The organism is Pseudomonas sp. COW5 (assembly GCF_026240005.1).
In the GTDB taxonomy this organism is placed as follows: domain Bacteria; phylum Pseudomonadota; class Gammaproteobacteria; order Pseudomonadales; family Pseudomonadaceae; genus Aquipseudomonas; species Aquipseudomonas kribbensis.
Map to the genome: position 1 here is coordinate 1706671 of NZ_JAPHVP010000001.1, position 18072 is coordinate 1724742.

14 protein-coding genes and 1 tRNA gene are annotated in these 18072 nt (G+C 61.3%); 3 read left to right on the forward strand and 12 right to left on the reverse strand.

Annotated elements, in window-relative coordinates; all coding sequences use genetic code 11:
• Positions 1–183 precede the first annotated feature (183 nt).
• The 3 genes from OQ248_RS07790 to OQ248_RS07800 all read left to right on the forward strand — a co-directional run bounded on the left by OQ248_RS07790 (position 184) and on the right by OQ248_RS07800 (position 3034).
• A tRNA-Leu gene (locus OQ248_RS07790) sits at positions 184–270 on the forward strand.
• A 188-nt stretch (positions 271–458) separates the two neighbouring features.
• Positions 459–1469, forward strand: a complete 1011-nt coding sequence (locus tag OQ248_RS07795; RefSeq protein ID WP_134825291.1) for an extracellular solute-binding protein — start codon at positions 459–461, stop codon at positions 1467–1469.
• Positions 1469–3034, forward strand: a complete 1566-nt coding sequence (locus tag OQ248_RS07800) for an iron ABC transporter permease (protein WP_265812495.1) — start codon at positions 1469–1471, stop codon at positions 3032–3034. Before OQ248_RS07795 ends, OQ248_RS07800 begins: the two co-directional genes overlap by 1 nt.
• Positions 3035–3075: 41 nt before the next feature.
• Here the strand turns inward: OQ248_RS07800 and OQ248_RS07805 are convergent, their stop codons facing one another.
• The 12 genes from OQ248_RS07805 to OQ248_RS07860 all read right to left on the reverse strand — a co-directional run bounded on the left by OQ248_RS07805 (position 3076) and on the right by OQ248_RS07860 (position 18071).
• Positions 3076–5010 carry a methyl-accepting chemotaxis protein gene (locus OQ248_RS07805; protein ID WP_265812496.1) on the reverse strand — a complete coding sequence of 645 codons (1935 nt, stop codon included), beginning with the start codon at positions 5008–5010 and terminating at the stop codon, positions 3076–3078.
• Positions 5011–5150: 140 nt separating this feature from the next.
• Positions 5151–6440 (reverse strand): adenylosuccinate synthase, encoded by a 1290-nt coding sequence (locus OQ248_RS07810; protein WP_085711159.1) that lies wholly within the window; start codon positions 6438–6440, stop codon positions 5151–5153.
• Positions 6441–6494: 54 nt separating this feature from the next.
• The gene (locus tag OQ248_RS07815; protein WP_265812497.1) at positions 6495–7682 is read right to left on the reverse strand and encodes an ATP phosphoribosyltransferase regulatory subunit; all 1188 of its coding nucleotides are present in this window, start codon (positions 7680–7682) and stop codon (positions 6495–6497) included.
• A gap of 313 nt (positions 7683–7995) precedes the next feature.
• Positions 7996–8865, reverse strand: coding sequence for a protease modulator HflC (gene hflC, locus OQ248_RS07820; protein ID WP_027611416.1), 870 nt, complete (start codon positions 8863–8865; stop codon positions 7996–7998).
• The gene (gene hflK / locus OQ248_RS07825; protein WP_085711157.1) at positions 8865–10037 is read right to left on the reverse strand and encodes an FtsH protease activity modulator HflK; all 1173 of its coding nucleotides are present in this window, start codon (positions 10035–10037) and stop codon (positions 8865–8867) included. The genes hflC and hflK overlap by 1 nt, the downstream gene beginning before the upstream one ends.
• A 96-nt stretch (positions 10038–10133) precedes the next feature.
• Positions 10134–11435, reverse strand: coding sequence for a ribosome rescue GTPase HflX (hflX, locus tag OQ248_RS07830; protein WP_064379099.1), 1302 nt, complete (start codon positions 11433–11435; stop codon positions 10134–10136).
• Between the two features lie 12 nt (positions 11436–11447).
• Positions 11448–11708, reverse strand: a complete 261-nt coding sequence (hfq, locus tag OQ248_RS07835; RefSeq protein WP_007902656.1) for an RNA chaperone Hfq — start codon at positions 11706–11708, stop codon at positions 11448–11450.
• A gap of 93 nt (positions 11709–11801) precedes the next feature.
• A complete protein-coding gene (gene miaA, locus OQ248_RS07840; protein WP_265812498.1) occupies positions 11802–12773 on the reverse strand; it encodes a tRNA (adenosine(37)-N6)-dimethylallyltransferase MiaA in 972 nt (323 codons plus the stop codon).
• The gene (gene mutL, locus OQ248_RS07845) at positions 12773–14680 is read right to left on the reverse strand and encodes a DNA mismatch repair endonuclease MutL (RefSeq protein WP_248738525.1); all 1908 of its coding nucleotides are present in this window, start codon (positions 14678–14680) and stop codon (positions 12773–12775) included. The genes miaA and mutL overlap by 1 nt, the downstream gene beginning before the upstream one ends.
• Positions 14677–16113, reverse strand: a complete 1437-nt coding sequence (locus OQ248_RS07850) for an N-acetylmuramoyl-L-alanine amidase (RefSeq protein WP_085711154.1) — start codon at positions 16111–16113, stop codon at positions 14677–14679. The genes mutL and OQ248_RS07850 overlap by 4 nt, the downstream gene beginning before the upstream one ends.
• Positions 16114–16584: a tRNA (adenosine(37)-N6)-threonylcarbamoyltransferase complex ATPase subunit type 1 TsaE gene (gene tsaE, locus OQ248_RS07855; RefSeq protein WP_119429449.1), complete on the reverse strand. Its 471-nt coding sequence runs from the start codon at positions 16582–16584 to the stop codon at positions 16114–16116.
• On the reverse strand, positions 16572–18071 hold the full coding sequence (locus OQ248_RS07860; protein WP_265812499.1) for an NAD(P)H-hydrate dehydratase: 1500 nt from the start codon (positions 18069–18071) through the stop codon (positions 16572–16574). Before OQ248_RS07860 ends, tsaE begins: the two co-directional genes overlap by 13 nt.
• Position 18072 lies beyond the last annotated feature (1 nt).

Genomic DNA, 18072 nt, shown 5'->3' on the forward strand with positions numbered 1-18072 from the left:
AGGCGCCATCAAACGGGAAATTTCCGACTCTATAAGGCGCGTCTGGAGCCTTGTATCGACGTCTGAAAGGCGTTTTGAACACCGCTGGTAAAAAAAACCATTTTTTTTGCTGGCAGGGGTTTACAGTTAAAAAGGCGCTCCGTATAGTGCGCGCCATCGACGACGTACAGACGCTGTCGAGATGCCCAGGTGGTGAAATTGGTAGACACGCCAGCTTCAGGTGCTGGTGACCTTACGGTCGTGGAAGTTCGAGTCTTCTTCTGGGCACCAATTCAAATTCAAGGTCACGATCTTGAATCTCACAAAAACCCGCGAAAGCGGGTTTTTGCGTTTCTGGCTTCCTGAAAAACTAAAGCCGCCCTACCAAACCCTTATCCTGCTCGCAAGGAGCATTTGAGAAACGATATCGTTTATCATTGTTGCAAGTTTTTGCAATGCGACAGTGAGGAACCCTGCGAATGATGTTTCGAAATACCCTGCGCCGCGGCTTGACCTTCACCCTGCTCGGCCTGGCACTCGCCACTCCCCTCACCCAGGCTGCCGATACGGTTTCCCTGACTCTCTACAACGGTCAACACAAGGAAGTCGGCGACGCGATCGCCAAGGCCTTCGAAGCCAAGACCGGTATTCACGTCAATGTGCGCAAGGGCAGCAGCAACCAGCTCGCCAGCCAGATTATCGAAGAAGGCGACCGCTCCCCGGCCGACGTCATCTACACCGAAGAGTCCCCGCCACTGAACAACCTCGGCGAACTCGGCCTGCTGGCCAAGTCCGACGATGCCACTCTGGCAGTCCTGCCGAAAAAATACGTCGCCGGCAATGGCACCTGGATCGGCGTCACCGCACGGGTTCGTGTAGTCGCCTTCAACCCGAAGCTGGTTGATGAGAAAGACCTGCCCAAATCGGTACTGGATTTCGCCGATCCGCAGTGGCAAGGCAAGGTCGGCTTCGTGCCCACCAGCGGTGCCTTTCAGGAACAGGCCGTCGCCATCATCAAAAAGCATGGTCGTGAAGCCGCCGAAGAATGGCTGACCGGCCTGCGTGCCTTCGGCAAGACCTACAGCAACAACATGGTTGCCCTCAAGGCTGTGGAAAACGGCGAAGTCGCCACCGTACTGGTGAACAACTACTACTGGTTCGCCCTGCAACGGGAGAAAGGCAAGCTTGATTCCAAGCTGCACTACTTCACCGGTGGCGACGTGGGCGGCTTGATCACCGTCTCCAGCGCCGCGGTGCTGAAGTCCAGCAAACATCCCAAAGAAGCCCAGCAGTTTCTCGCCTACATGGCCAGCGAAGAAGGCCAGCGCGTGATCACCCAGACGACTGCCGAGTATCCGCTGCACAACGGCATGGAATCGGATCGCGGCCTCAAGCCTTTCAGTGAACTGGAAGCGCCGGACGTCACGCCGGCCGATCTGGGCAATGCCGAAGAAGCGCTGGATCTGGAACGCGAAGTTGGCCTGAACTGATGAGCGCCTCGTTATCCGCCCCCGCCACGCGCGGGGGTTACGTGCCACGGCGCAAGCGGCCGTCGATCTGGCTGGTGCTGCCGGTGTTGCTGCTGGTGGTGATGAGCCTGTTGCCTCTTGCCTACGTCGGGCTCAAAGCCTGGCAGGCGGGCTGGTCCGAGGCGCTGCATTTGCTGTGGCGCCCTTACGTGTTCGGCCTGCTGCGCAACACGCTGGCACTGATGGTCGGCGTAACCGTGACTTGCGGCGTGATCGGTCTGTCGCTGGCGTGGTTGCTGGAACGCAGCAACCTGCCGGGCCGGCGTTTGTGGGGCGTGATTCTGTGTTTGCCGTTTGCGGTACCGGCATTCGTCAGCAGTTTTACCTGGGTATCGCTCAGCGCGCAGTTCGAAGGACTCGGCGGGGCGATCCTGGTGATGAGCCTGTCGAAATACCCACTGATCTTTCTTCCGGTAGCAGCCACCCTGCGCAATCTCGACCCTTCCCTTGAAGAGTCGGCAAGAACACTGGGACAGAATCGCTGGGGCGTGTTTTTCCGCGTCACCCTGCCCCTGCTCTGGCCTTCGCTGCTGGCCGGTTCGCTGCTGATTGCGTTGCACATGCTGGTGGAATTCGGCGCACTGTCGATCATTGGCCTGCAAACCTTCACCACCGCGATCTATCAGCAATTCGAGCTGGAATTCAGCAATGCCAATGCCGCAATGCTGTCCGCGGTGCTGCTGGCGCTGTGCCTGATGCTGCTATGGCTGGAACTGCGGGTGCGTGGCAAGGGACGTCACGTGCGAACCGGCCAGGGTGCGGCGCGCCGGGCCGAGCAAGTGCAACTGGGACCCTGGGCAATTGCCGGTCAGTTGTATTGCCTGATACTGGCGATTGTCGGCAGCGGGATTCCACTGGGGATGCTGGCGTACTGGCTCGCCGTGGGTTCGTCTGCCGCGTTCCCGGTGGCGGCAATCACTGAAGCGCTGCTGTCGTCGCTGGCGCTGTCGCTGGGTGGCGCGGGACTGTGTCTGCTACTGGCTGTACCGGTCGGATTGCTGGTAGTGCGCTACAAAGGCCAACTGGCGATCTGGGCCGAGCGTCTGCCCTATCTGCTGCACGCGCTGCCGGGGCTGGTGATCGCCCTGACGCTAGTGTATTTCGCCCTGCATTACGTGCCGGCGCTGTATCAGACATCCATGTTGTTGCTGATCGCCTATGCACTGCTGTTCCTGCCACTGGCTCAGGCGCCAATCCGCACAGCGCTGAACAAGGCAGCACCCCAACTGGAAGAAGCCGCCCGCACACTGGGTGCGTCGTCGTTCACGGCGTTCTGCCGAGTGACCCTGCCGATCATTTTCCCGGCACTGGGCGCGGCGTTCGCGCTGGTGTTTCTGGATGCCATGAAGGAACTGACGGCGACGCTGCTGCTGAGTCCGACCGGGCTCAACACCTTGGCAACCGAGGTGTGGGCACACACCGCGAATGTCGAGTTCGCAGCCGCAGCACCTTATGCAGCGTTGTTGATCGTGGTGTCGGGGCTGCCCGTCTACCTGCTGACAACCCGGATGTATTTGAGCCGATAAAAAAATCGCAGCCGAAGCTGCGATTTTTTTTGCCCGCACTATCAGGCCCGAAACTGCCCCAGGCTGGCCTTGAGCTGCGCCGCCAGACCATCCAGCACCTTGCCGCTGGCGGTGGTCTCGACCACCGCCTGAGCGGCTTTCTCCGCCTGGGCATGAATCGTCTCGACCCGACCACGCACGGCCTGCGCGCCCTGAGCCTGATGCGCAGCAGCCTGAGTCGCCAGACCAATCGCCGCATGCACCTGCTCGACCGACGCCTGCACAGACTGCTGCAACCGCGCGCTGTCACGCAGCACCAGCAAACCTTCGCTGGCCTGACGCCCGGCCTGACCAATCGCCTCAACCGCCTCACGGGCGCCCTGCTGCAAGGCCACGATGTGCGCCTGAATGTCGCCGGTGGAGCTTTGGGTCTTGCTCGCCAGCGCCCGGACTTCGTCTGCCACCACCGCAAAACCGCGACCGGTCTCACCGGCCCGGGCCGCTTCGATGGCGGCGTTGAGCGCCAGCAGGTTGGTCTGCTCGGCGATGCCGTGAATCACGGTCAGCACCACTTCGATCTGCTCACTCTGCTGCGCCAGTCGCTCGATGACTTTCGCCCCGGTGTCGACCTGCCCCGCCAGCGCCTCGATCAGGCTGCCGACCTTGGCCGACGTGCGGGTGTTCTCGTCGGTGGCCTGACGAATATCCACAACCTGCTTCAGCGCCGCCTGCATCGCATGGCTTTCCGACTGCGCCTCATCAGCCATTTGCGACAGCGCGCGCAGGCTTTCGGCGACTTCATCGCGCTGCATCCCGGCAGCCGCATCGGCACCCGCATTGCGCAGGGTCATCGCGCCGATTTCCACACCGGTGCGCTGGGCCACATCCCCGGCCTCGCGCACGATCGGTTGCAACTTATCCACAAAGCGATTGACCGCCGAAGCCATGTCGCCGATTTCGTCCTTGCTGTTGATCTGCACCCGCTTGGTCAGATCGCCCTCGCCTGCCGCCAGGTCATCCATGGCAGCGTTGAGCATCTTCAAGCGATTGACCACACGGTGGCCGAGCACGACCGCCAACAGCAACAGCACGCCGGCGCCGACCAGCGCCAGTCCCATACCGATACGCCAGCGCAGCGTGGCAGCGGCGTCCTGTACAGTGTTGGTCGTGTTGGCTTTCATCTCGGCGGCGGTGGACTGCGCCGACTGCAGGCGCGCACGCATGGCCGTGGCGCTGTCGGCGGCGGCGCCCTTGAGGCTGTCGCCGACCAGTTGATCACTGCTGGCGATCAGCGCCGAGAAGCGCTGATCGAGTGCCGCCAGATCGGTGTCCACCGAGGCCGTCGAGACGCCCATCAGCACCTTGCCGATCTCCACGCCGTTGGGATTGATCGAGGCTTCGAGGTAGTAGACCGAAGGATCGTTCTTCGCCGCATCCAGCACCTTATCCAGCGCCCGCTCGCCCTGGCCTTTTTCCAGAAGGGCCTTGTTGATCGGGTTTTCGCGGTTGAGATAGCGCGTCAGATGCTGGCCGGTGGCGTCGTCGTAAACCACGAACAGCACGTTGGGATTGCGCTGGGCCCGGCGGGCGAATTCGGAAAGGGTCGGCACGTCGCTGTCCCACATCGCGCGAGGCGCTACGGAGGCAAGCAACTGGGCCATGTCGTTGGCCGAGTCCTTCAAGTCTTTTTCCAGAGTCGTACGCAGCTGCGCCTGCTCTTCCTTCAGACGCGAGGACAGGCCGGCAGTCAAACGCTGGCGAGTATTGGTGGATAAGGTATCGAGGCTCGACGTGACTTCACGCCCGGCCTGCTCCAGCTCACCGGAGAGCTTCTGGCTGTCGGCGCCCAGGCGAGTGCCAAGGTCGGCTTCCAGCGCGGTGACGGTGCTCCGCGTCAGGGCAACGGCCCCCAACACCTGCACCAAAAGGGCGATACCAAGGGTAACGAATACGGGCCGCAACAAACGGCTTTGTAACAGTGAGAGAACGGCCGACACTGTGAATCCCTCTACTTCTGACGCCATTAATTTGATGGCACTCTTGTAGACAGATTCACAGCAAAGGTCATGCCGTCCAACAGGCATAAACGACAAAGGCCCCGATGAAGGGGCCTTTGTGTTTTTACATCAACGACTTATCAAGCGAACGGATGACGCAGAACGATGGTTTCGTTGCGGTCCGGGCCCGTCGAAATAATGTCGATCGGCGCGCCAATCAATTCTTCAACGCGTTTGATGTAGGCACGAGCGTTGGCCGGCAGCTCTTCCAGGGTCTTGGCACCCACGGTCGATTCGGTCCAGCCCGGCACTTCTTCGTACACAGGCTGCAGGCCTACGTAGCTGTCAGCGTCAGTCGGCGCGACAGCGTTGCCTTGCGCGTCTTTGTAGCCGGTGCAGATGTTGATGGTTTCCAGGCCGTCGAGTACGTCCAGCTTGGTCAGGCAGATGCCCGAGATGCTGTTCACATCGATAGCGCGACGCAGGATAACGGCGTCGAACCAGCCGCAACGACGGGCACGGCCGGTGGTCGCACCGAACTCGTGACCCTGCTTGGCCAGGTGCGCGCCGACTTCGTCGAACAGCTCGGTCGGGAACGGACCCGAACCTACGCGAGTGGTGTAAGCCTTGGTGATGCCCAGGATGTAGTCCAGGAACATCGGGCCAACGCCCGAACCGGTCGCCACGCCGCCGGCGGTGGTGTTGGAGCTGGTCACGTACGGATAGGTACCGTGGTCGATGTCGAGCAACGAACCCTGGGCGCCTTCGAACATGATGTCTTTGCCGGCGCGACGCAGGTCGTGCAGCTCGGCAGTGACGTCCAGCATCAGCGGCTTGAGCAGCTCGGCGTATTCCTTGCACTCGGCCAAGGTCTTTTCGAACTCGATGGCCGGTTCTTTGTAGTAACCGACCAGCATGAAGTTGTGGTAGTCCACCAGTTCACGCAGCTTGTCCTCGAAGCGCGGCATGTTGAGCAGGTCGCCCACACGCAGGCCACGACGTGCAACCTTGTCTTCGTAAGCCGGGCCGATGCCGCGACCGGTGGTGCCGATCTTCAGCTCGCCACGGGCCTTTTCACGGGCCTGGTCCAGCGCCACGTGGAAGGACAGAATCAGCGGGCAGGACGGGCTGATACGCAGGCGCTCGCGCACCGGTACGCCTTTCTCTTCCAGCTTGGTGATCTCGCGCAGCAGGGCGTCAGGTGCAACCACCACGCCGTTGCCGATCAGGCACTGCACGCCTTCGCGCAGCACGCCCGACGGGATCAGGTGCAGAACGGTTTTTTCACCGTCGATCACCAGTGTGTGGCCAGCGTTGTGGCCACCTTGGTAGCGCACTACGGCGGCAGCATGTTCGGTCAGCAGATCAACGATCTTGCCTTTGCCCTCATCACCCCACTGGGTGCCCAGGACTACGACATTCTTACCCATAACACTTGTCCTCATTCGCGCAAACTTGGTGCCGGCGGTGGCCGGCAGGAAAACTCAAGAAGCCAGTGGCGATACTTGCCAAAGCCCGTTCTGCTGGATCAATTGCCGGTCGCAGTCCGCATCACGGGCGGCGGCCAAAGGTTGTCCAGGCAATGCCTGAACGACACGCTGACCCTCACTGCGCAACTGGCAAACCTGCTGCCAGAGTGCCGCATCCGTACTGTCAGGCATCCAGATACCGCCAGACGGTAGCTCGACCTCAGCACGCCCCAGGGTCACCAGGGTTTTCAAATCGGTGGAAAAGCCGGTTGCCGGACGGGCGCGACCGAAGTCGGCGCCGATGTCGTCATAGCGACCGCCCTGAGCGATGGACTGGCCGACACCCGGCACGAACACCGCGAACACCACACCGGTGTGGTAGTGGTAACCGCGCAGCTCGCCCAGATCGAAGTACAGCGGCAACTCCGGGAAGCGCACCGACAGTCGCTCGGCAATCGCCAGCAAATCTTCCAGCGCCGCCAGTACCGGCGCCGGCGCATTGGCCAGACGCTCTCGGGCAGCGCTCAATACTTCACGGCCGCCGCACAGGTCAACCAGCGCACGCAGCATGCCGGACAGATCGGTCGGCAGGCCTTCGGTCAGGGTAATGACCTCGTCGATGGCCTTGCGTTGCAACGCATCGAACAGCTGCTGCTCGACTTCACCCGACAGACCGGCCGCCTGGGCCAGACCACGGTAGATGCCGACATGTCCCAGATCCATGTGCACGTCCGGCACATCGGCCAGTTGCAGCATGGCCAGCATCAGGCTGATGACTTCAACGTCGCTGCTCGGGCTGGCATCGCCGTACAACTCGGCGCCCAACTGGATCGGGCTGCGCGAGGACGACAAGGCACGCGGCTGGGCATGCAGCACGCTGCCGGCGTAGCACAGACGGCTCGGGCCTTCGCGACGCAGGGTGTGCGCATCGATGCGCGCCACTTGCGGCGTGATGTCGGCACGAAAACCCATCTGCCGGCCCGATTGCGGGTCGATGACCTTGAAGGTACGCAGATCCAGGTCCTGGCCCGCGCCGGTCAGCAGGGATTCCAGGTACTCGATATGGGGAGTCACGACAAACTCGTAACCCCAGCTCTGGAACAGATCCAACACCTGACGACGCGCGACTTCAATGCGCGCCGCTTCCGGTGGCAGTACTTCTTCGATGCCATCTGGCAGCAGCCAGCGGTCTACCGTTGCCATTACGCCATTCCCCTTAGATCCGGGCGGCCAGCCCGAGGGCGAGCCTTGAGTGAAGCAGAAAATGACCGGCCCGTTCAAAACGCACGCGCATGAACGACGCGGCGAAAGGCCTGTTACCGGCTTCGCCCATCACTTTCCTCGAAAAACTGTCGGGTCATTCAACCCGATCTTCTGCAACAAAAACAGCAATCAAACGTGCAGACGCAAAAAAGCCGGGAATTTCCCGGCTGCCGCATCATACACACGTTTTCCGAAAGGATCACCCCGCCCGAGGTTTTAGCCGCCGGGCGGAATGATTCAGGTCAACGTCGTATCAAGGCTTGGACTTTTCCAGGTAACGGAAGAAGTCGCTGCTTGGGTCGAGGACCATGACGTCGGATTTGTTCGCGAAGCTTTCACGGTAGGCACGCAGGCTGCGGTAGAAACCGTAGAACTCCTGATCCTGACCGTAGGCCTTGGAGTAGATCGCAGCGGCCTGGGCATCACCGTCACCGCGAATCTCTTCGGATTCACGATAGGCTTCAGCCAGCAGCACGCGGCGTTGACGATCGGCGTCGGCACGGATGCCCTCGGCCAGCTCGTTACCCTTGGCGCGGTGCTCGCGAGCTTCACGCTCACGCTCGGTGCTCATACGTTCGAACACGCTGCGGTTCACTTCTTTCGGCAGATCGATGGCTTTGACCCGGACATCGACGACTTCGATACCCAGTTCCTTTTCCGCCATCTTGTTCAGCGACGCCGTGATGTCGGCCATCAGCGCATCGCGCTCACCGGACACCACTTCGTGCAGGGTACGTTTACCGAACTGGTCACGCAGGCCCGATTCCAGACGACGGGACAGACGCTCGTCGGCGATCTGCTTGAGGCCGGAAGTCGCGGTGTAGAAGCGCTCGGCATCTTTCACGCGCCACTTGGCGTAGGCATCGACCATCACGGCTTTCTTTTCCAGGGTCAGGAAGCGTTGCGTCGGTGCATCCAGCGTCATCAGACGTGCGTCGAATTTACGCACCTGGTTAACGTAAGGCACCTTCACATGCAGACCCGGCTGAACATCGGCCTGAACCACGCGACCGAACTGCAGCAGCACCGCACGCTCGGTCTGAGCCACGATGTAGAAGCAGTTCCAGCCAACCAGTACCACAACAACGCCAACGATCAGGGCGATCAGCGATTTATTGCTCATCAGCGGGTCTCCCTTGTACGTGTCTGCGGCAGGTCAGTGACATGCGGCACGACATCCGTGTTGTTGCTGGCGGCGGCTGAACCGGTGACCGGTGCACTGCTGCCCGAACTGTTCTGAATCATCTTGTCCAGCGGCAGGTAAAGCAGGTTGCTCTGGCCGTTCTTGTTGCCGGTCACGAGCACCTTGCTGGTGCTGCTGAAGACTTCCTGCATGGTATCCAGGTACAGACGCTGACGAGTGACCTCGGGCGCCTTGCGATACTCGGCAACCAGCTTGGTGAAGCGATCGGCCTCACCCTTGGCGCGAGAAACCGTTTCGTCACGGTAACCGTTGGCATCTTCAAGGATGCGCTGGGCCTGACCACGGGCTTCCGGCACCACGCCGTTGGCGTAGGTTTCAGCCTGGTTGCGCGAACGCTGCTCGTCTTCACGGGCGCGGATCACGTCATCGAAGGCTTCCTGCACTTCACGCGGTGCCGCTGCGCTCTGTACGTTGACCTGGGTAACGGTGATACCGGTGCGATAGGTATCGAGGAAACGTTGCAGACGTTCCTTGATCTCGCTGGCCATCAGCTCACGACCTTCGGTCAGCACCTGGTCCATCGCGGTGGAACCCACCACATGGCGCAGCGCACTGTCGGTCGCGTGCTGCAGGCTGATCTCCGGCTGGTCGACGTTCAGCACGAAGTCCTGCAGGTTGCTGATCTTGTACTGCACGGTCAGCGGCACTTCGACGATGTTCTCGTCTTCGGTCAGCATCTGGCCCTGTTTGGTGTAGGCACGCTCGCGCGTGACGTTTTCCATGTACTTCTTGTCGATCGGCGGGAAGTAGATGTTCAGACCCGGGCCGACAGTCTCGTAGTACTTGCCGAAGCGCAGCACCACGGCCTGCTCCTGTTCGTCCACCACGTAAACCGCGCTGTACAGCCATACAGCCGCCAGCACGACGAGGCCGATGCCGAGCAGGCCGCCGAAGCCGCCACTCTTGCCCGAACCCCCACCGTCATCACCACCCCGTTTCTTACCACCACCGAACAACCCGTTCAGGCTTTCCTGCAGCTTTCGGAAGGCCTCGTCGAGATCTGGTGGTCCCTTGCGGTCGCCGTTATTGCGGCGCTTGCCACCCCAAGGATCCTGATTGTTCGAGTTGCCACCCGGCTCATTCCAAGCCATAGCGCTCTCCATCTGATAAAGCAAAGACGCACCCACGGCGCGCCGACCAATGCTACAGAATGCCTGCCGTTGCGGCACAACCGCTTTTTCAGGCTTTTATTGCAAAGTGTGTTGCTCGATGAACTCCGTCGGCACAACGCCTTCACGACTGACCAGTCGATTGAGCTCCGAGCGCGGCAATCGAATGGCCAGCAAGCTGACACCTTCTTCGTCGTATTCTTCTTTCTGTACCGCGCCCAGTTCGAAGAACTGTGCACGCAGACGCGCAAACCGCTGGGGCAGACGCAAGGTTCCGACAAACAAATCACTGCCCAGCAATTCGGCAATGGCTTGCTCAAGCAATTCCAGACCAGTGCCATCACGCGCCGACAACCAGACCCGTTGAGGCTTGCCGTTCTCGTCGCGCTGGATTTGTGGCTCAACGCCTTCAAGCAAATCGAGTTTGTTATAGACCTCGAGGATCGGCAAGTCCTGGGCACCAATCTCGCCCAGCACCACCATCACCTGCTCGATCTGCAACATGCGATCCGGTTCGGCCGCATCGATCACGTGCAACAGCAGGTCGGAATTGCTCGACTCTTCGAGCGTAGACCGAAATGCCTCGACCAGCTTGTGCGGCAAATGACGAATGAAACCCACGGTGTCGGCCAGAACGATCGGCCCGAGGTCGTCCAGTTCCAGACGGCGCAGGGTCGGGTCCAGCGTGGCGAACAACTGGTCGGCCGCATAGACCTCGGATTTCGTCACGTTATTGAACAGCGTGGATTTGCCGGCGTTGGTGTATCCCACCAGAGACACGGTAGGGATATCCGCACGTGAACGGCCGCGACGCGACTGTTCGCGCTGACTGCGCACTTTTTCCAGCCGCCCCTTGATCTGGCGCAGGCGAACCCGCAGCAGACGTCGGTCGGTTTCGAGCTGGGTTTCACCCGGGCCGCGCATGCCGATACCGCCACCCTGACGCTCAAGGTGAGTCCAGCCGCGGACCAGCCGGGTGCTCATGTGGTCAAGCTGGGCCAGTTCTACCTGGAGCTTGCCCTCATGGGTACGGGCGCGTTGGGCGAAAATATCGAGAATCAGACCGGTACGGTCGATCACGCGACACTCGAACACACGTTCGAGGTTACGTTCCTGACTGGGCGTAAGGGTGTGATTGAAGATGACCAGATCGGCTTCTTCGGCGTGTACCAGGTCGCGAAGTTCCTCGACCTTGCCGCTGCCGATCAGGTATTTGGCGGTTGGCCGATGACGCGGTACGTTGAAAAACGCAACGGTCTCGGCGCCTGCCGAATTTGCCAGTTCCTGAAACTCCTGCGGATCTTCGCGCGCCTCAGGGTCCTGTCCATCCAAGTGAACGAGGATGACTCGCTCACCACCACCGTGGCGCTCAAAGAACAAAGGAGACTCCTATCAGGCGTTACCTGGCTCAGCGTCACCTGCTTCGGATTCGGTTGCGCTTGGCAGACGAATTGGACGAACCGGCACGACTGTAGAGATAGCGTGTTTGTAGACCATCTGGCTGACGGTGTTCTTCAGCAGGATAACGAACTGGTCGAACGATTCGATCGTGCCTTGCAGTTTGATACCGTTGACCAGGTAGATGGAAACCCCAACTTTCTCTTTACGTAAAGTATTCAAGTAAGGGTCTTGTAGCGAATGCCCTTTTGACATGTGCCGCACTCCTTTAAGGATTCAATATAAAAAATAGGTAATCAGATGGCTTTTGCCGCCACACCCCCAAGGATAGACGGCAATTGCAAGGACTCAGCTCAATATGGAGATGGTCCCAAGGTATTTCAAGGTGCGTGGCAGATTGTCGCAATCCAGACTGTCGAGCCAGTGCAAATCGTCCCAGCTGCGCAGCCAGGTAAACTGGCGTTTGGCCAATTGGCGCGTGGCGATGATGCCCCGCTCCTGCATTTCGGCCGCCGTCAGCTTGCCATCCAGGTAATCCCAGACTTGGCGGTAGCCTACCGCACGTATAGACGGCAACCCGGCATGCAGGTCACTTCTATTACGCAGGGCTACGACCTCGTCGATGAATCCCTGTTCCAGCATATTTGTGAATCTTTGTTTAATGCGGTCATGCAGTACCTGACGATTTGCCGGAGCAATGGCCAAGTTCGCGACAGTATAGGGCAATTGTTGCCGTCCCGATGCCGCCGCTTCGGTACTTTGTACAGATTGTTTCAGCCGCAGTTCAGTCATGCTCTGACCGCTGACCCGATAAACTTCCAGCGCACGACTCAGGCGTTGTGGATCGTTCGGGTGAATGCGCGCCGCCGATTCCGGATCGATTGCTGCCAGTTGATCGTGCAGGGCTTGCCAGCCATGGCGTGCAGCCTCTTCTTCGATCTGCGCACGAACCTCGGGATCCGCCGCCGGCATATCGGCCAGACCTTCGACCAAAGCCTTGTAATAGAGCATCGTGCCGCCCACCAGCAGCGGAATTTTTCCGCGTGCGGTGATTTCGGCCATCGCCTGCAAGGCGTCGCGGCGGAAATCCGCAGCTGAATAAGCCTCGGCCGGGTCGAGAATGTCGATCAGGCGGTGTGGATACTCGGCCAGCAGCTCTTTCGATGGCTTGGCGGTGCCGATGTCCATGCCGCGATAGACCAGCGCCGAATCGACGCTGATCAGCTCGCACGGCAGCACCTTGGTCAGCTCGATGGCCAGGTCGGTCTTGCCCGCAGCGGTCGGGCCCATCAGGAAAATCGCTGGAGGAAGCTGGCTCATCAACGACCGCGCAGGAACAGTTTGTCCAGATCGTCCAGGCCCAGCTGGGTCCAGGTCGGTCGGCCATGGTTGCATTGACCGCTGCGCTCGGTGTTTTCCATGTCGCGCAACAGACCGTTCATTTCCGGCAAGGCCAGGCGGCGGTTGGCGCGGATCGCGCCGTGGCAGGCCATGGTGCCGAGCAGTTCATTCAGATGCGCCTGAATCCGGTCGCTGGTGCCGTACTCCATCAGGTCCGACAGCACGTCGCCCACCAGACGGTTGGCCTCGGCCTGCTTGAGCAAGGCAGGAATCTGCCGGATCGCCAGAGTTTCCGGGCCCAGACGCTGCAATTCGAATCCGAGACGCTGGAACCACGCCGCATGCTCTTCGGCACAATCGGCCTCGCGCTGACTCACCGCCAGCGACTCCGGCACCAGCAACGGCTGGCCGCTCAAACCTTCACTGGCCATGGCGATCTTCAAACGCTCGTACATGATCCGCTCGTGAGCGGCGTGCATGTCCACCAAAACCAGGCCATGAGCATTCTCGGACAGAATGTAGATGCCCTTGAGCTGCGCCAGTGCGTAACCCAGTGGAGGAATGTCTTCCTGACCGGCCGGCAACGCGTTGGCATTTGCCTCGGGCAGCGGCGCGAAAAACTCGCGATACGCGGCCTGGGCCTCGGCAGCCGGGACGGCAGGTTGCGGACGTGGCGTGTATTGATACTGATAGGCGCCGCCAGTGCTTGCGCCCGACGAGGTATTGAACGCCGGTTGTGCTTGCGGTTGCTCCAGCAACGCATTGGCCGCCAGGCGCATCTCACCCTGTGGGCCGAACTCGCCGGCCTCGAGACCGGTTGGCCGCACGACTGCGGTGGTGACCGAGCCGGCAAGCTGATCTTCCGGGCGCACATCGCCCAGCGCACGATGCAGCGTGCCATAAAGGAAGTCATGCACCATGCGCCCGTCACGGAAGCGCACTTCGTGTTTGGTCGGGTGCACGTTGACGTCGACCGCTGCAGGGTCGACTTCGAAAAACAGCGCAAACGTCGGATGCCGGCCGTTGAACAGCACATCGCGATAAGCCTGACGCACCGCGTGAGCCACCAGCTTGTCGCGCACCGCACGGCCGTTGACGAAGAAATATTGTAAGTCCGCCTGACTGCGGTTGAAGGTCGGCAGACCGACCCAACCCCACAGGTGCAAGCCATTGCGCTCGATTTCGATCGGCAAGGCCTGCTCCAGGAAGCCCGAACCGCAGATCGCCGCCACACGCCGGGCGCGGGCCGCATCATCGTGGGCCTCGTGCAGGCTGAGGATGGTCTTGCCGTTGTGACGCAAATGGAACGCCACATCGAAACGCGCCAGCGCCAGACGCTTGATCACTTCCTGCAGGTGATCGAATTCGGTTTTTTCGGTCTTGAGGAATTTGCGCCGTGCCGGGGTGTTGAAGAACAGGTCGCGGACTTCCACCGAGGTGCCGACCGGGTGCGCCGCAGGCTGAACGCGGGGCGCCATGTCCCGGCCTTCGGTTTCGACTTGCCAGGCCTGATCGGCGTCGCGGGTGCGGGAGGTCAGGGTCAGACGCGCTACGGAGCTGATCGACGCCAGCGCTTCGCCCCGGAAACCCAGGCTCATCACCTGTTCGAGGTCTTCAAGGTTGCGGATTTTGCTGGTGGCGTGACGGGCCAGGGCCAGCGGCAGGTCATCGGCGGAAATGCCGCTGCCATCGTCGCGCACCCGCAGCAGCTTGACGCCACCCTGCTCGACATCGACGTCGATTCGTTTGGCGCCGGAGTCGAGGCTGTTTTCCAGCAACTCCTTGATCACCGAGGCCGGGCGCTCAACCACCTCGCCGGCGGCGATCTGGTTCGCCAGCCGAGGGCTGAGCAGTTCGATGCGCGCTGCGTTCAGAACCTGATTCATTCTTTGGACGCCAGTTCGGTACCCGGAATGGTCAGGTGCTGACCGACCTTCAGCTCATCGCTGCTGAGGTTGTTGGCACTGCGCAGGGTCGCTGCCGATACCTGATAACGCACCGCGATCATGGCCAGGGTTTCGCCGGGGCTGACCCGATGATCACGCGGGCCCTGAGCGATCTTGCCCGAATCACGCAGCCACGCAATGTAAGTGCCCGGTGGCGGGTTCTGCTGGAAGAACTGACGCACGCCGCTGCTGATCGAACGCGCCAGCGCCTGCTGGTGGCTCGACGCCGAAAGCTTGTTCGCTTCGTTGGCGTTGGAGATAAAGCCGGTTTCCACCAGGATCGACGGGATGTCCGGCGACTTCAGCACCATGAACCCGGCCTGTTCCACGCGTTGCTTGTGCAGCGGCGTGACGCGGCCGATGTTGGTCAGGACCTTCTGGCCGACATTGAGGCTGGAGGTCAGCGAGGCAGTCATCGACAGGTCGAGCAGAACGCCGGCGAGCATCCGGTCCTTGTCGTCGAGGCTGACGTTGCCGGCACCACCGATCAGGTCGGAACGGTTTTCGCTGTCGGCCAGCCAACGGGCGGTTTCCGAGGTGGCACCGCGATCAGACAGGGCAAACACCGAAGCCCCGAAGGCCGCCGCCGATGGCGCCGCGTCGGCGTGGATCGAGACGAACAGGTCGGCGCCTTTCTTGCGGGCGATTTCGGTACGGCCACGCAGCGGGATGAAGTAGTCACCGGTACGGGTCAGTTCGGCGCGGAAGCCTTTCATACCGTTGACCTGACGCTGCAACTCACGGGCGATCTGCAGCACCACATCTTTCTCGCGCTGACCGCGAGAGCCGGACGCACCCGGGTCTTCGCCACCGTGACCGGCATCGATCACCACAATAATGTCGCGCTTGCCGGCCGGTGCCGGTGGCAATTTGATCGCAGGCTCGGCCGGGGTTACCGGAACGGCCGGAACAGTGGCGACCGTCGGTGCCGGCGCAGGGGTTGGCGGCGGCGCGGCATCGGCCGGGTTATCGAACAGGTCGACCACCAGACGGTTGCCATACTGCGCGTTCGGCGCCAGCGAGAAGCTTTTCGGGGTAACAGCTTTCTTCAGGTCGATGACCACCCGCAGATCGGTCGGCGTACGCTGGGCCGAGCGCATGGCGGTGATCGGGGTGTTGGCGGTGGAGACTTTCAACGGCGCGCCAAGAGTGGCGCCATTGATGTCGATCACCAGTCGATCCGGTGCCGTAAGGGTGAAGACGCTGTGCTGCACCGGACCGGTCAGGTCGAACACCAGGCGCGTGTTGTCCGGCGCCCGCCACAGGCGCACGCTGTTGACCTTCGTCTCGGCCACAGCGTTGACGGTTACTGCCATCAACATCAGTCCAGCGGCAGCCACCAACGCGCGAAAGCGCATACCTAACCCCATCATTTATTTGGATTCCAACGCCAAAGCGGCACACCAGGCCTCGCCACGCGAGCCCTGGGACAAAATAGTCAGCGAACGCCCGCTGTCTTGCGGGCTAATGGTAATGGTCAGGTCAGGCTTTGGCAAAAAGCCTGCACCTTTATCGGGCCACTCGATCAGGCACAGGGCGTCGTCTTCGAAATAGTCGCGGATGCCGAGAAACTCCAGCTCTTCCGGATCGACCAGACGATATAGATCAAAGTGGAAGGCGCGGACGTCACCGATCTCGTAGGGTTCGACCAGCGTGAAGGTCGGACTCTTTACCGCACCGACATGCCCCAGCCCGCGAATGATGCCCCGCGACAGCGTGGTTTTGCCCATGCCGAGGTTGCCTTCGAGAAAAATCAGACCATGGCCGCCGGTCACCCGGGCGATCCGTGCGCCAAAGTCGCTCATCGCCTGTTCATCGGCCAGGTACAGGGTTACTTCAGACACGGTGCATGCTCCTCCAACAACTGACGAATGGCTGGAATCAGATCACTGGCCGCCAGCCCACGGCCGAATTTACCTTGTTGCGCCCCGGCGTTGGCGTGCAGCCAGACGGCCAGGCACGCTGCGTCGAACGCATTCATGCCCTGCGCCAGCAACGCACCGACCAGACCGGCCAGCACATCGCCAAGGCCCACAGTGGCCATGGCCGGATGGCCTTGATGACACAACGCCAGACGCCCGTCGGGATGAGCGATCAGACTGCCTGCACCCTTGAGCACCACAACCGCTGTGTATTTTTTGCTCAATGCCGATGCGGCGGCCGGCCTATCAGCCTGCACCTCGGCAGTGCTGATCCCCAACAGTCGCGCCGCCTCCCCCGGATGCGGTGTAATCACGCAATCCTTGGGCAAACTGACGAAACCGGAGGCCAGCAGATTCAATGCATCGGCATCCCACACTTGCGGCAGTGGCGCATTGGCGGCGGCCGACAGCAGCGCCCGGCCCCAACTCGCCTGTCCCAGCCCCGGGCCGACCACCAATACGGACACCTTTTCCAGCAGCGCCATCAGTTGATTGGCCGACGAGGTGCCCAACGCCATGGCTTCCGGAACCCGGCTCAACGCCGCCGGAACATGTTCCGGACGAGTTGCCAGCGACACCATCCCCGCCCCGCTGCGCAAGGCGCTTTCGGTACTGAGCATAATCGCCCCGCCAAAACCGTGATCGCCACCGATCAGCAGGACATGGCCAAAACGCCCCTTGTGCGCAGCCGGTGCCCGGGCGGGCAGACGCGGCAGATTAGCGGCGTTGAGCCGGCGGACGGCGACGGCAATGTCACTGCAGGTTTCGGCCGGTGCTTGCAGATCGTTGAACAGCAGGTTGCCGACGTGATCCGCCGCGTCCCCGGTAAACAGGCCAAGCTTGAGACCGATGAAGGTCACCGTGAGATCGGCACACACCGCCCGGCCCAGCACATGACCGGTATCGGCACACAAACCGGAAGGGATATCGACCGCCACAACCGGCAGGCCGCTGGTATTGATTGCCTCGATCGCAAGCAAGTACGGCTCGCGCACCTCACCGCTTAACCCGGTGCCAAGCAGCGCATCGACAAGAATTCCGCGCAATTCACTGGAAGCCGTCCACGCAGCAATCGCAACGCCTTTGGCCACCGATTCGGCATGTGCCAGAGCCGCATCGCCCTGCAATCGTTGCGGATCGCCGACGGCCAGCACCCGCACCCTCCAGCCCGCACAGTGGGCCAGTGCAGCGATCAGATATCCGTCACCAGCATTGTTGCCGTGCCCGGCCAGCACCGTCAGTTCGTTCGCCGAAGGCCATTGGCGTACCAGTGCGCACCAGGTGGCATGGGCGGCACGCTGCATCAATTCGAAGCCCGGCGTACCGGCGGCAATCAGCCGTGCGTCGAGTGCCCGCACCTGCGTGGCGCGGTACAGCGCGTCGGGTAATTGATCTTTAGTGTGCGGCATG